Here is a 12,945-nt window from a genome sequence, read left to right on the forward strand (position 1 = left end):
GGGGTTGGAAACCAGACACGAGAGCAAGGGGCCGCAGCAATGGCTGGACTCGCATCGGACGCTTCGAACCCCGATGTCAGCCTGCTCCACGACATCAACGGGCTGGCGAAGACCGCCCCGCCGTGGTTCGACCGGGTCATGGGCTTCGTCGGCGAGTACGGCCTCCTGCTCGGCACGGTCCTCGTCGTGCTCTGGTGCTGGTGGAGCGCCCGCCGGCGCGGCACCCCCGCCGACTCCGTCACGGCCGTGGCCGGCATCGTCTGGGCCCCCCTCGCCGCCGGCATCGCGCTCCTCGTCAACATCCCCATCCGCGACTTCGTCGAACGCCCCCGGCCCTTCAAGGACCACAAGAACCTCGAAGTCCTCGTCGACGGCAAGACCGACTTCTCCTTCGTCAGCGACCACGCCACCCTCGCCATGGCGCTCGGCGTCGCCCTCTTCGTCGCCGACCGCCGCTTCGGCCTCGCCGCCATCGGGCTGGCCCTCGCCGAGGGCTTCGCCCGCGTCTACATGGGCGTCCACTACCCGACCGACGTCATCGGCGGCTTCGCCCTCGGCACGGCCGTGGCGCTGCTCCTCGCCCCGGTCGCCCTCGCGCTCCTGACGCCCGTCGTCTCCGCCGTGGCCCGCTCCGGCCGGTGCTCCCGCCTCGTCCGCTCCCGGCGTGCGGTGAACCCGCACCGGGCGGAGACGGTCGGCATCCCGGAACCCCGGATCGGCGGCCCGGCCACCGGTCACAGCGACCTGGCCGCCTGAACGCCCTCCCGGCACGCGGGAACTAGCCGAGGGACTCCGCCGGGCCCGCAGGGGCCGGGCACGGGGCGCCGGACGCCGTACGGAGGTGGTCGGCGGCGTCCGTACGGGCGCGGTCCCGGGATCTGCGCGCCGGACCCGTCCAGCCGCAGGCGCAGCGCGCCAGCGCGAACGCGCCGCGCTCCGTCGTGGTCGTCTCATGCGGGGACTGCTCGTGCACCCCACCACCGTACTGCGCGTGACGGGTCGCCGGTGCCGTCGTTATGCGGATCGGGAATCCCCGGATCCACAGGCCCCGGGGAAGCGCGGGGCCCGGGCAAACAGCGGTGAGGCGTTGGGGGTTGACAGGCGATGGTGGAGCAGCGGTACGGGCGCCCGCGCGGGCACGGGAGCGGGAGCCTCGCCGCCACCGCGGCCCTGGTCGGCTCCCTCGGCGCCACGGCGCTCGCCGGGTGCGCCGCCTCCGTCGACCCGAAGCCGGTGCCCGACCCGGCCCGGACGGTACGGAACGCCGCCGACGTCCTGACGAAGGCCGGCAGTGCCAAGGCCACCACCTCCATGGAAATGGCCACCGGCGGGACCCGGGTCACCATCCGCGGCGAGGGCGGCTACGACTTCCGGCGCCGCACAGGCCGGCTCCAGGTGGTGCTCCCGCACGCCGCGGCCGGGGCGAGCGAGCACCGGCCGATCACCGAACTCCTCACCCCCGGCGCGCTCTACATGAAGAACCGGGGGGCGGGCGTCCCCGCCGACAAGTGGGTCCGCGTGGACACGACCACCCTGGAGGACGGCAACCTCGTCACGGGCGGCGCCACCGACCCCGGCGCGGCGGCCGAGCTGCTGCGGGGCGCCCGGGACGTCACGTACCTCGGCGAGACCGACCTCGCGGGGGTGAAAGTCGGCCACTACCGAGGTGTCGCCGACCTCGCGCAGGCCGCCCGCGCGGCCTCGCCGCACCTGCGCGGGGCCCTGGCCGCGGCGGCGCGGGGGTTCGCCACGGACACGGTTCCGTTCGACGCGTACCTGGACGCGGAAGGGCGGCTGCGGAAGGTCCGCCACCAGTTCAGCTTCAGCAACCAGGGCCGTACGGTCGCGGTCGCGTCGACCACCCTTCTGTACGGATTCGGCACCGCCGTCGAGGTCACGCTGCCCGACCGCGAGGACATCTACGCCGGGAAGATCAAGGCCTGAACCGACCGCCGGGGCCCGGTCACCGGGCCATGGTGCGGACCATCGGCAAATGGTCCGGACGTGTCATGCGCGCTGTGTGGCGCGCTCCCTACGCTGGGATACCGACTCCGGCAGGAAGAGGTGATGGCGCGTGGCCCCGCCCGGTACAGCGACAGCGAACGCGACCGCATCCCCGGACCCGGAGTGCGTGGCCCTCGCCGAGATAGAACTCTGCGGTGAGCTGATGATCGCCGCAGCCACCGCCGACGGGGAGCGGCTCAGCCCCGACCGCATCGACGAGGTGCTGCGGGTCGGGGCCGAACGCGGTCCGCGCGGCCGCTGACCCGCAGCCCACGGAGCGGGCGCCGGGACCCGTCTCAGGTCCGCAGCATCCGGGCGATCGCCTTCGTCGCCTCCTCGACCTTCTCGTCGACGCCCTCGCCGGTCGCCGCCGCGTCCGCGACGCAGTGCCGCAGGTGCTCCTCCAGGAGCTGCAGGGCGAAGGACTGGAGCGCCTTCGTGGACGCGCTGACCTGCGTGAGTATGTCGATGCAGTAGACGTCCTCGTCCACCATCCGCTGCAGGCCGCGGATCTGCCCCTCGATGCGGCGCAGCCGCTTCAGGTGCTCGTCCTTCTGCTTGTGGTAGCCGTGGACCCCGTGCGCGTGGTCGGTCTGGGCGTGGCCGGCCGCCTCGACGGCCTGGACGGCCTCGACGGTCTCGGGGGTGACCTGGTCCGTCTCGGTGGTCGTCATCGCGTCCTCCCGCTGTCCGTTAAGGGGGCGTATACCCCTCGTGGGTATATGGTACCGATCCCCGCCGATCCGGGCGGGGGCACGTGCAGATCACTGTGCCTGATGGGCGACACTGAGAGACGCCGGTTAGCCGTGGCCGGATGATGCGCCTAGCATCAGCCTGACCGAAACCCAGCACCCCGAGGACCCCACGTGCGCTTTCGTCTGACCCCCAGGGAGACGAGCTTCTACGACATGTTCGCCGCGTCCGCGGACAACATCGTCACGGGCTCGAAGCTCCTGATGGAACTGCTCGGGGCGGAGCCTTCCGCCCGGGGCGAGATCGCGGAGCGGATGCGGGCAGCGGAGCACGCCGGTGACGACGCCACCCACGCGATCTTCCACCAGCTGAACTCCTCGTTCATCACGCCCTTCGACCGCGAGGACATCTACTCGCTGGCCTCCTGCCTCGACGACATCATGGACTTCATGGAGGAGGCCGTCGACCTGGTCGTCCTCTACAACGTCGAGGAACTCCCCAAGGGCGTCGAGCAGCAGATCGAGGTCCTGGCCCGGGCGGCGGAGCTGACCGCCGAGGCCATGCCCAACCTGCGGACGATGTCCCACCTCACCGAGTACTGGATCGAGGTCAACCGGCTGGAGAACCAGGCGGACCAGATCCACCGCAAGCTGCTCGCCCACCTCTTCAACGGCAAGTACGACGCCATCGAGGTGCTCAAGCTGAAGCAGATCGTGGATGTGCTGGAGGAGGCGGCCGACGCCTTCGAGCACGTGGCGAACACGGTGGAGACCATCGCGGTCAAGGAGTCCTGAGCTTCGTGGACACCTTCGCTCTGATCGTGACCATCGGTGTCGCGCTCGGCTTCACGTATACGAACGGCTTCCACGACTCCGCCAACGCCATCGCGACCTCGGTGTCGACCCGGGCCCTGACGCCCCGGGCGGCGCTCGCGATGGCGGCGGTGATGAACCTCGTCGGCGCCTTCCTCGGGCAGGGCGTCGCCAAGACCGTCAGCGAGGGGCTGATCGCCACCCCCGTCGGCGACAAGGGGATGGGCATCCTCTTCGCCGCGCTCGTCGGCGCGATCATCTGGAACCTCGTCACCTGGTACTTCGGACTGCCGTCCTCCTCCTCCCACGCCCTGTTCGGCGGCATGGTGGGCGCGGCGCTGGCCGGCGGGACCGAGGTCATCTGGTCCGGGGTGCTCGAGAAGGTCGTCATCCCGATGTTCATCTCGCCGGTCGTCGGCCTCGTGGCCGGCTACCTGGTGATGTGCGCCATCATGTGGATCTTCCGCCGGGTCAACCCGCACAAGGCCAAGCGCGGCTTCCGCATCGCCCAGACCGTCTCGGCGGCCGGCATGGCCCTCGGTCACGGTCTCCAGGACGCGCAGAAGACGATGGGCATCGTGGTGATGGCCCTGGTCATCGCCGACGTCCAGCAGTCCGGTGACGAGATCCCGGTGTGGGTCAAGATCGCCTGTGCGGTGATGCTGTCGCTCGGTACGTACGCGGGCGGCTGGCGCATCATGCGGACGCTCGGCCGCAAGATCATCGAGCTGGACCCGCCGCAGGGCTTCGCGGCGGAGACCACCGGCGCGTCGATCATGTTCGGCTCGGCGTTCCTCTTCCACGCGCCGATCTCGACCACGCACGTCATCACCTCCGCGATCATGGGCGTGGGCGCGACGAAGCGGGTCAACGCGGTGCGGTGGGGTGTCGCCAAGAACATCATCCTCGGCTGGTTCATCACCATGCCGGCGGCGGCGGCGGTCGCCGCGGTGAGCTACTTCGTGGTCAAACTGGTCTTCGGCTGACGGCCACGGCGGGCCGGAACATGGTCGGGCCCGGCTCCCCTGGGGGAGCCGGGCCCTTCGTCGTACGGTGGCACCGCCATGCAGCACCGCAGACGAACTTGCCCCGCACGTGGTGGCCCGGGGCCGGGGGCGTTGTGGTGGCTCCCGGGGGTGGGTTCACTCGTGGGGAAGGGGTTGCCCCGCACGTGGTGACCCCGGGCCGGGGGCGTTGTGGTTGCTCCCGGGGGTGGGTTCACTCGTGGGGAAGGGGTTGCCCCGCACGTGGTGGCCCCGGGCCGGGGGCGTTGTGGTTGCTTCCGGCCCAGGGTGGTCACCTCGTACGGAGGTCGGTCTAACCGAAGCGGCCCGAGATGTAGTCCTCGGTCGCCTGGACGCTCGGGTTGGAGAAGATGCGCTCCGTGTCGTCCAGCTCGATCAGCTTGCCGGGCTGGCCGACGGCCGCCAGGTTGAAGAAGGCCGTCCGGTCCGAGACGCGCGCCGCCTGCTGCATGTTGTGCGTCACGATGACGATCGTGAAGCGCTCCTTCAGCTCGCCGATGAGGTCCTCGATGGCGAGCGTCGAGATCGGGTCCAGGGCCGAGCACGGCTCGTCCATGAGCAGGACCTCCGGCTCGACCGCGATCGCCCGCGCGATGCACAGACGCTGCTGCTGGCCGCCGGAGAGGCCGGAGCCCGGCTTGTTCAGGCGGTCCTTGACCTCGTTCCAGAGGTTCGCGCCCTTGAGGGAGCGCTCCACGATGTCGTTGAGCTCGGACTTCTTGTACGAGCCGTTCAGCCGCAGGCCCGCCGCCACGTTGTCGAAGATCGACATGGTGGGGAAGGGGTTCGGGCGCTGGAACACCATGCCCACCGTGCGGCGGACGGCCACCGGGTCGACGTGGGAGCCGTACAGGTTCTCGTCGTCCAGCATCACCTTGCCCTCGACGCGGCCGCCCGGGGTGACCTCGTGCATGCGGTTCAGGGTGCGCAGGAAGGTGGACTTGCCGCAGCCGGAGGGGCCGATGAAGGCCGTCACCGAGCGGGGCTCGACGGTCATGGAGATGTCGTCGATCGCCTTGTGGGTGCCGTAGTAGGCGGAGAGGCCGCTGACGTCGATCCGCTTGGCCATGTGAATCACTTCCAATCGACCGCGGTCAGCGGCCGGTCTTCGGGGCCTTCCAGCGGGCGATGCCGCGGGCCACCAGGTTGAGGATCATGACGAAGGCGATCAGGACGAGCGCGGCGGCCCAGGCGCGGGCCACGGCGGCGTCGGTGCCGACCGCGTACTGCTCGTACACGTAGAGCGGCAGGGAGGACTGGGCGCCTTCGAAGGGGTTCGGGTTGATGAGCTTCGTACCGAACACGAGGAGCAGGACCGGGGCCGTCTCACCGGTGATGCGGGCGACCGCGAGCATGACGCCCGTGGTGATGCCGCCGATCGCGGTGGGCAGGACCACCTTCAGGATGGTGCGCCACTTCGGGATGCCGAGGGCGAGGGAGGCCTCGCGGAGCTCGTTCGGGACGAGCTTGAGCATCTCCTCGGTGGAGCGGACGACGACCGGCATCATCAGGATCGCGAGGGCCATCGCGCCGGCGAACCCGGAGGGGCCGAAGCCCAGCATCAGGTTCCAGGTGGCGAGGATGAAGAGGCCCGCGACGATCGACGGGATGCCCGTCATGACGTCGACGAAGAAGGTGACGGCCTGGGCCAGCTTTCCGCCGCCGTACTCGACGAGGTAGACGGCGGTGAGGAGGCCGATCGGCGCGGCGATCAGGGTCGCGATGCCGACCTGCTCGACGGTGCCGAGGAGGGCGTGGTAGACGCCGCCGCCGGCCTCGGCGTCGAGGACGCCGTTCATCGAGTGGGTGAGGAAGTAGCCGTCGAGGACGGTGATGCCCTTGCTGACCGTGACCCAGGCGAGGGAGAGCAGCGGGACGACGGCGAGGACGAAGCAGACCCAGACGAGGCTGGTGGCGACGCGGTCCTTGGCCTGCCGGGAGCCCTCCACCTTGGAGGTGATCGCGTAGGTGGCGGCGACGAAGACCAGCGCCGCGATCAGACCCCACTGGATCTTGCTGTGCCAGCCGGCGCCCGCGCCGATGCCGATGCTGGCGGCGATGGAGCCGGCCGCGACGGCGGCGGGCGTCCAGCGCGGGAGGCGGGCGTGGGCGAGGGTTCCGCGGCGCGGGGTCACGGCGACCGGACGTTCCTGAATGGCGTGGCTCATGCCGCTGCCCCCGAGTACTCCTTGCGGCGGCCGATGATCCACCGGGCCGCGCCGTTGACCAGCAGGGTGATGGCGAAGAGGACGAGACCGGAGGCGATCAGGGCGTCCCGGCCGAATTCGTCGGCCTCGTTGAACTTCGCGGCGATGTTCTGGGCGAAAGTGCCGCCGCCCGGGTCGAGCAGGTGGCCCGAGATGAGGAAGCTGGGGGAGAGGACGACGGCGACGGCCATGGTCTCTCCGAGCGCGCGGCCGAGGCCGAGCATGGAGGCGGAGATGATGCCGGAGCGGCCGAAGGGCAGCACCGACATGCGGATGACCTCCCAGCGCGTGGCGCCGAGGGCGAGGGCGGCCTCCTCGTGCATCTTCGGGACCTGGAGGAAGACCTCGCGGGTCACGTTGGTGATGATCGGGAGGATCATGATCGCCAGCAGGATGCCCACGGTGAAGAGGTTGCGGGCGACGCCGTCGCTGGACTTGTCGAAGATGTACGTCCAGCCCAGGTACGTGTCGAGCCACTGGTTGAGGCCGTCGAGGTACGGGACGAGGAAGATCGCGCCCCAGAGGCCGTAGATGATGCTGGGCACGGCGGCGAGCAGGTCCACCACGTACGCGAGCGGCTTGGCCAGCTTGCGCGGCGCGTAGTGCGAGATGAACAGCGCGATGCCGATGGCGATCGGTACGGCGATGACCATCGCGACGATCGAGGAGACGACCGTGCCGAAGGCGAGGACGGCGATGCCGAAGACCGGCGGGTTCCCGGCCGGGTTCCACTCGAAGGTGGTGAAGAAGTTGGTGCTGTCCTGGGATATCGCGAGGACGGCGCGGTAGGTGAGGAAGACCGCGATCGCGGCCATGATCACGAGGAGCGTGATGCCGGAGCCCCGGGAGAGGCCGCTGAAGATGCGGTCTCCGGGGCGGGCCGCGCCCTTGGGGCGCCGGCTCCTGGGGATGTCGGGTGTGGTGGTAGCCATCGGCTTCTCCGGTCTGCGGGGCCGGTACGGGTGTACGGCTCCTGGCGGCGGTGCACCGGATGCCGGGGGCGGCCCCTCCACGGGAGGTGAGGGGCCGCCCCCGGCCGGGGATCAGGACAGGGTCGGGACGATCGCGCGGACCTTGGCCGCGATCTCGACCGGCATGGGGGCGTAGTCGGCCTCGGCGAGGACCTTCTGGCCCTCCTCGCTGATCGCGTAGTTCAGGAAGGCCTTCAGGGTCGGCAGGGTCTCCGCCTTGTTGCCCTTGTCGCAGGCGATCTCGTAGGTGACGAGGACCAGCGGGTAGGCGCCCTCGGCCTTGGTGGCGTAGTCGAGGGAGAGCGCCACGTCGTTGCCGGTGCCCTTGACCTTGGCGGCGGCGATGGCCTTGGAGGCGTTCTCCGTGGTGGCGGCGACCGGGGCGGAGGCACCGGTGTTGATGCTGACCGTGGAGATCTTGTTGGAGGTGGCGTACGAGAGCTCGAAGTAGCCGATGGAGCCCTCGGCGTCCTTGACGGCGGTGGCGACGCCGGAGGAACCGTTGGCGGCCTGACCACCCGGGGCGGGCCACGACTTGGACTTCGGGTCGTACTTCCAGTCTGCGGCAGCCGCGGTCGAAAGGTACTTGCCCAGGTTCTGGGTGGTGCCCGACTCGTCCGAGCGGTGGAAGGCCTGGATGGTGGTGTCGGGGAGCTTGGCGCCCGGGTTGAGCTTGGCGATCGCCGGGTCGTTCCACTTGGTGATCTTCGTGTCGAAGATCTTGGCGAGGGTGGAGGCGTCCAGGACGAGGTTGTCCACGCCCTCCAGCTTGTAGCCGATGGCGATGGGGCCGCCGACCATGGGGAGGTTGACGCCCTTGCCGCCCTTGCAGATCTTCTGCGACTCGGCGACCTCCTCCTCCTTCAGCGCGGAGTCGGAGCCGGCGAAGGCCACCTGGCCCTGGTTGAACTTGGTGATGCCACCACCGGAGCCGATGCCCTGGTAGTTGACCTCGACGCCCTCGCACGCGGCCTGGAAGTTCTTGACCCACAGGTCCATCGCGTTCTTCTGGGCGCTGGAGCCGGCGGCGAGCAGCTGGCCCTTGGCGCCGTCGCACTTGATGCTGGAGGAGGCGGCGTTGCTGCTCTGGCCGCCGCCCTTGGTGGGCTCCGTGTTGTTGTCCGAACCACATGCCGAGAGGACGAGCGCACCGGAGACGACGAGGGCACCGATCGCGGAGGCGCGAAGCCCGTTCTTGCGCGAAAGCTTCACTTTCGGGTGTTCCTTCCAGAAGCCGCCATGCCGTGGACCTGGTGTCCGGACGTTCGAGGGCGGCGCGTATCGGGGTTGTGGGTGCATCGTCGTGCTCCGAGCACCTCGTAAGGCCGAAATTAGGCAGAACAGGTGAAGCGGTCGGCGGAGGAGGGTGAACGGGAAGTGAACCGTGCCGTAAGCCCGGGTGCGGTCGAGGTCACCGGTGCGCCGGCGGCACCGGCAGGGCGTCCAGGAGCGCCCGGTCCTCGGGCCGGGTGAGGCGGGCGCGGGCCTCGGCCGGCGGCAGCCAGAGCAGGGCGTCGACCTCCCGGGTGGGCACGAAGGTGCCGCTCAGGGCGCGGCCGGCCCAGTAGTCGACCACCTTGGGGCGGCCGGACACCGTGTAGCGGACGGTGGGGAGCCGGGCGCCCAGCGCGCAGTCCTGGCCGGTCTCCTCCAGGACCTCGCGCAGGGCGCACTCCTCGGCGGTCTCGCCCTTCTTCCGCTTCCCCTTGGGGTGGGACCAGTCGTCCCACTTGGGCCGGTGGATCACGGCCACCTCGATCCCGGTGGGGTCGCCGGGGTGGCCGGAAATCGCCGGGCGCCACAGGACGCATCCGGCCGCGAGGACCGGGGTGACGGCCCCGGCCCCGGTCCCGTCACCGGGCCCGGGGCCCCGCCGGGCCGGGAAGGCGTTCACGGGACCGGGGCCGTCGCGTTCCGCCAGGCCCGCTGGAAGGCGAAGCGGGCCGCCTCCACCTCGTGGCGCTGGTCGGCGTGGAGGACCCCGAGGGCGTACGCGGTCGCCGGGGCGATCCGCGGGGTGCGGGCGGCCGTGGCGGCGGCGGTGGCGGCCTCCGCGGCGTCCCGGTGCCGGTCGAGCGCCCGGGCCGCCTCGTACAGCACCGTGTCGGGTTCGCCGCCGGTGTGCAGGACCTCGGAGGCGTACCGGTGGAGCCGCAGCAGGAGCCGTGTGTGGTGCCAGGGCGCGTCCTGCGTCTCCCCGGCGGACAGGGCGAGCGCCTCGGCGTTGTACGGGTGGGCGGCCCGGGTCAGCGGGAGCGCGGCGACCGCTTCCCGCAGGCGGCGCTCGGCGACGGCGGCCGGGCCGTCCAGGACCTCGGTGGCCGGGGCGGTCCCGGCCGGGCCGAGCGGCACCTCGGAGGCGAGGAGCGCCACCGCGTCGGCGACGGCGTGGAAGCGGGAGGAGCCGAGCGCCTGCAGGGCCGCCGAGTGGGCCCGGGTGCGGGCCAGGGTGAGCTGGCGCTCCAGGAGCGCGCCGGCCCGGGCGGCGCCGACGGTGAGGCCGGCGCTCCGCTCGCCGCGGGCGGCCGGGACGGGCCCGCTGCCGCTCGACAGCCGGGACAGGGCGTCCACCAGGCGGACGAGCCGCGAGGTGCAGGCCTGCTCCAGGGCGAGGGTCCCGGAGAGCCAGGCCAGCTCGGCGCGGAGCTGGTCGGCCCAGACCGGGTCGAGCAGCGGCCGGAAGGTGTGCAGGGTGCCGCTGATCCGGCGCGCGGCGGCCCGCAGCGTACGGGCGGCCTCCTCCGCCCCGGCCGTGTCGGCGCCGCTCTCGCGGTGCAGCCGCAGGCCGCGCAGGAAGTCCGCGGCCCGGGCGTGCAGGTACGGGGCCAGGACCTCGCCCGCCATGACGTCCTGGGAGTAGTGGTCAGGGTTGGACACGCCGGCGCCTCCGGGCGTCGATGAGCATCTCCTGGACGTGCCGCAGCGGCTTGCCCTCGGCGTCGGTCGCGTGGCGCGTCCAGTTGCCGTCGGGGCCGAGGTGCCAGGAGGAGGTGGTGTCGGACATCCCGGTCTCCAGGAGCCGGGTGAGGGCCGCCCGGTGGGCGGGGTCGGAGACCCGGACGAGGGCCTCTATCCGGCGGTCGAGGTTCCGGTGCATCATGTCGGCGCTGCCGAACCAGACCTCCGGCTCGCCGCCGTTGCCGAAGGCGAAGATCCGGGAGTGCTCCAGGAAGCGGCCGAGGACCGACCGGACCCGGATGTTCTCCGAGAGGCCGGGGACGCCGGGCCGTACGGCACAGATGCCGCGGACCCAGATGTCGACCGGCACCCCGGCCTGCGAAGCCCGGTAGCAGGCGTCGATGACGGCCTCGTCGACCATCGAGTTGACCTTGATCCGGACGTAGGCGGGGCGCCCGGCCCGGTGGTGGACGATCTCCTTGGTGATCCGGGAGACCAGCCCGTCGCGCAGCGACTTGGGGGCGACGAGGAGACGCCGGTAGGTCTCGCGGCGGGAGTAGCCGGAGAGCCGGTTGAACAGGTCGGACAGGTCGGCGCCCACCTGCGGGTCGGCGGTGAGCAGGCCGAGGTCCTCGTAGAGCCGGGCCGTCTTCGGGTGGTAGTTGCCGGTGCCGACGTGCGAGTAGCGGCGCAGCAGTTCGCCCTCCTGCCGTACCACCAGGGACAGCTTGCAGTGCGTCTTGAGGCCGACGAGGCCGTAGACGACGTGGCAGCCGGCCTCCTCCAGCTTCCGCGCCCACTTGATGTTGGCCTGTTCGTCGAAGCGGGCCTTGATCTCGACCAGGACGAGCACCTGCTTGCCCGACTCGGCCGCGTCGATGAGCGCGTCCACGATCGGGGAGTCGCCCGAGGTGCGGTACAGCGTCTGCTTGATCGCGAGGACGTCCGGGTCGGCCGCCGCCTGCTCCAGGAAGGCCTGCACGGACGTCGAGAAGGAGTCGTACGGGTGGTGCAGCAGCACGTCCCGCTCGCGCAGCGCGGCGAAGACGTCCGGCGCGGACGCCGACTCCACCTCGGAGAGGTCCCGGTGGGTGCCGGCGACGAACGTCGGGTACTTCAGCTCGGGCCGGTCCTGCCCGGCGATGCCGAAGAGGCCGGTGAGGTCGAGCGGGCCGGGCAGCGGGTACACCTCGGCGTCGGAGACCTTCAGCTCGCGGACCAGCAGGTCGAGCACGTACGGGTCGATCGACTCCTCGACCTCCAGGCGCACCGGCGGGCCGAAGCGGCGCCGCATGAGCTCCTTCTCCAGCGCCTGGAGCAGGTTCTCGGCGTCGTCCTCCTCGACCTCCAGGTCCTCGTTCCTGGTCACCCGGAACATGTGGTGCGCGAGCACCTCCATGCCGGGGAACAGCTCCTCCAGGTGCGCCGCGATGACGTCCTCCAGCGGGACGTACCGCTGCGGCGAGGCCTCCAGGAAGCGGGAGAGCAGCGGCGGCACCTTCACGCGCGCGAAGTGGCGGTGGCCGCTGACCGGGTTGCGGACGACCACGGCGAGGTTGAGCGAGAGGCCGGAGATGTACGGGAAGGGGTGGGCCGGGTCGACGGCGAGCGGGGTGAGGACGGGGAAGATCTGCTGCCGGAAGAGGGTGAAGAGGCGGGCCTGCTCCTTCTCCGTCAGCTCGGGCCAGCGGATCAGGTGGATGCCCTCGTCGGCCAGGGCGGGCGCGACGTCCTGCTGGAAGCAGGCGGCGTGCCGGGCCATGAGCTCGCGCGAGCGGGTCCAGATGAGGTCGAGGACCTCGCGGGGCTGGAGGCCGGAGGCGGAGCGGGTGGCCACGCCGGTGGCGATGCGGCGCTTGAGGCCGGCCACGCGGACCATGAAGAACTCGTCGAGGTTCGAGGCGAAGATCGCGAGGAAGTTGGCCCGCTCCAGGAGGGGAGTGGTCGGGTCCTCGGCGAGTTCGAGGACGCGCTCGTTGAAGGCGAGCCAGCTGCGTTCGCGGTCGAGGAAGCGCCCCGGGGGCAGCTCGCCGTGACCGTCGCCGCCGTCCTCGTACGCGTCGGGATCGGAGTCCAGACCGGAATCGATGCCCCCTACGCCGTTCGGGTGAACGACCTGGGGACGGTGCGCGGCTATGGAGCCGACGGACGGCTGCGCGGACGGGGCGGCGGAGGGCTGGACCGGGACCTCGGCGGGCTGCTGGCTCATGGCCCCATTCTTCCGCGCGAACGGGTGGTCGGGCGCGTCGGAGCGGGCCGTGGTGGAGGGAAGTCTCCCTTTGGGGAGGGCCCTGAAGGGCGCGGGCACGGAGCGCTTCATTGCGTGAGCGTCGCA

The 12,945-nt window shown here is 71.2% G+C and carries 14 protein-coding genes; 5 read left to right on the plus strand and 9 right to left on the minus strand.

From position 1 onward, the window contains the following. Nucleotides 1–39: 39 nt before the first annotated feature. Entirely contained in the window at nucleotides 40–756 is a 717-nt protein-coding gene (locus ABTY40_RS18225) for a phosphatase PAP2 family protein (protein ID WP_352060444.1), read from the plus strand. 22 nt (nucleotides 757–778) lie between these two features. Here ABTY40_RS18225 and ABTY40_RS18230 read toward each other — a convergent pair whose 3' ends face one another. After that, nucleotides 779–973 carry a hypothetical protein gene (locus ABTY40_RS18230; protein ID WP_345278965.1) on the minus strand — a complete coding sequence of 65 codons (195 nt, stop codon included), beginning with the start codon at nucleotides 971–973 and terminating at the stop codon, nucleotides 779–781. A gap of 131 nt (nucleotides 974–1,104) precedes the next feature. On the opposite strand from ABTY40_RS18230, the gene ABTY40_RS18235 reads away from it, so the two are divergent. Beyond that, nucleotides 1,105–1,944: an SCO4651 family lipoprotein gene (locus tag ABTY40_RS18235; RefSeq protein WP_352060445.1), complete on the plus strand. Its 840-nt coding sequence runs from the start codon at nucleotides 1,105–1,107 to the stop codon at nucleotides 1,942–1,944. Between the two features lie 130 nt (nucleotides 1,945–2,074). Beyond that, entirely contained in the window at nucleotides 2,075–2,266 is a 192-nt protein-coding gene (locus ABTY40_RS18240) for a hypothetical protein (protein ID WP_352060446.1), read from the plus strand. 34 nt (nucleotides 2,267–2,300) lie between these two features. On the opposite strand, the gene ABTY40_RS18245 is transcribed toward ABTY40_RS18240, so the two are convergent. Then, the gene (locus tag ABTY40_RS18245) at nucleotides 2,301–2,678 is read right to left on the minus strand and encodes a metal-sensitive transcriptional regulator (RefSeq protein WP_352060447.1); all 378 of its coding nucleotides are present in this window, start codon (nucleotides 2,676–2,678) and stop codon (nucleotides 2,301–2,303) included. A 192-nt stretch (nucleotides 2,679–2,870) separates the two neighbouring features. On the opposite strand from ABTY40_RS18245, the gene ABTY40_RS18250 reads away from it, so the two are divergent. Further along, complete coding sequence (locus ABTY40_RS18250) at nucleotides 2,871–3,491, plus strand: DUF47 domain-containing protein (protein ID WP_309049553.1); 621 nt, start codon at nucleotides 2,871–2,873, stop codon at nucleotides 3,489–3,491. 5 nt (nucleotides 3,492–3,496) lie between these two features. Continuing rightward, nucleotides 3,497–4,495, plus strand: a complete 999-nt coding sequence (locus tag ABTY40_RS18255) for an inorganic phosphate transporter (protein ID WP_345278958.1) — start codon at nucleotides 3,497–3,499, stop codon at nucleotides 4,493–4,495. 331 nt (nucleotides 4,496–4,826) lie between these two features. Here the strand turns inward: ABTY40_RS18255 and pstB are convergent, their stop codons facing one another. From pstB to ABTY40_RS18290, 7 genes are all read right to left on the minus strand, one after another. Continuing rightward, nucleotides 4,827–5,603 (minus strand): phosphate ABC transporter ATP-binding protein PstB, encoded by a 777-nt coding sequence (pstB, locus tag ABTY40_RS18260; RefSeq protein ID WP_309049555.1) that lies wholly within the window; start codon nucleotides 5,601–5,603, stop codon nucleotides 4,827–4,829. A gap of 25 nt (nucleotides 5,604–5,628) precedes the next feature. Then, the gene (gene pstA, locus ABTY40_RS18265; RefSeq protein ID WP_352060448.1) at nucleotides 5,629–6,702 is read right to left on the minus strand and encodes a phosphate ABC transporter permease PstA; all 1,074 of its coding nucleotides are present in this window, start codon (nucleotides 6,700–6,702) and stop codon (nucleotides 5,629–5,631) included. Beyond that, complete coding sequence (gene pstC / locus ABTY40_RS18270) at nucleotides 6,699–7,673, minus strand: phosphate ABC transporter permease subunit PstC (RefSeq protein WP_352060449.1); 975 nt, start codon at nucleotides 7,671–7,673, stop codon at nucleotides 6,699–6,701. Before pstC ends, pstA begins: the two co-directional genes overlap by 4 nt. Before the next feature lie 111 nt (nucleotides 7,674–7,784). Beyond that, nucleotides 7,785–8,924: a phosphate ABC transporter substrate-binding protein PstS gene (pstS, locus tag ABTY40_RS18275; RefSeq protein ID WP_352060450.1), complete on the minus strand. Its 1,140-nt coding sequence runs from the start codon at nucleotides 8,922–8,924 to the stop codon at nucleotides 7,785–7,787. 199 nt (nucleotides 8,925–9,123) lie between these two features. Continuing rightward, a complete protein-coding gene (locus ABTY40_RS18280; protein ID WP_502990614.1) occupies nucleotides 9,124–9,606 on the minus strand; it encodes an NUDIX hydrolase in 483 nt (160 codons plus the stop codon). Then, entirely contained in the window at nucleotides 9,603–10,589 is a 987-nt protein-coding gene (locus ABTY40_RS18285; RefSeq protein WP_386336761.1) for a CHAD domain-containing protein, read from the minus strand. The genes ABTY40_RS18280 and ABTY40_RS18285 overlap by 4 nt, the downstream gene beginning before the upstream one ends. Then, on the minus strand, nucleotides 10,576–12,819 hold the full coding sequence (locus tag ABTY40_RS18290; RefSeq protein ID WP_352060451.1) for an RNA degradosome polyphosphate kinase: 2,244 nt from the start codon (nucleotides 12,817–12,819) through the stop codon (nucleotides 10,576–10,578). The genes ABTY40_RS18285 and ABTY40_RS18290 overlap by 14 nt, the downstream gene beginning before the upstream one ends. Nucleotides 12,820–12,945: the final 126 nt, after the last annotated feature.

The sequence above is a fragment of the Streptomyces sp. NPDC126503 genome (assembly GCF_040302405.1).
Lineage (GTDB): Bacteria > Actinomycetota > Actinomycetes > Streptomycetales > Streptomycetaceae > Streptomyces > Streptomyces gulbargensis.

Bases quoted from the DNA above. Each gene is read 5' to 3' on its own strand.
- ABTY40_RS18225 (WP_352060444.1), top strand. From the start codon at position 40: ATGGCTGGACTCGCATCGGACGCTTCGAACCCCGATGTCAGCCTGCTC.
- ABTY40_RS18235 (WP_352060445.1), top strand. From the start codon at position 1,105: ATGGTGGAGCAGCGGTACGGGCGCCCGCGCGGGCACGGGAGCGGGAGC.
- ABTY40_RS18245 (WP_352060447.1), bottom strand. From the start codon at position 2,678: ATGACGACCACCGAGACGGACCAGGTCACCCCCGAGACCGTCGAGGCC.
- pstB (WP_309049555.1), bottom strand. From the start codon at position 5,603: ATGGCCAAGCGGATCGACGTCAGCGGCCTCTCCGCCTACTACGGCACC.
- pstA (WP_352060448.1), bottom strand. From the start codon at position 6,702: ATGAGCCACGCCATTCAGGAACGTCCGGTCGCCGTGACCCCGCGCCGC.
- pstC (WP_352060449.1), bottom strand. From the start codon at position 7,673: ATGGCTACCACCACACCCGACATCCCCAGGAGCCGGCGCCCCAAGGGC.
- ABTY40_RS18290 (WP_352060451.1), bottom strand. From the start codon at position 12,819: ATGAGCCAGCAGCCCGCCGAGGTCCCGGTCCAGCCCTCCGCCGCCCCG.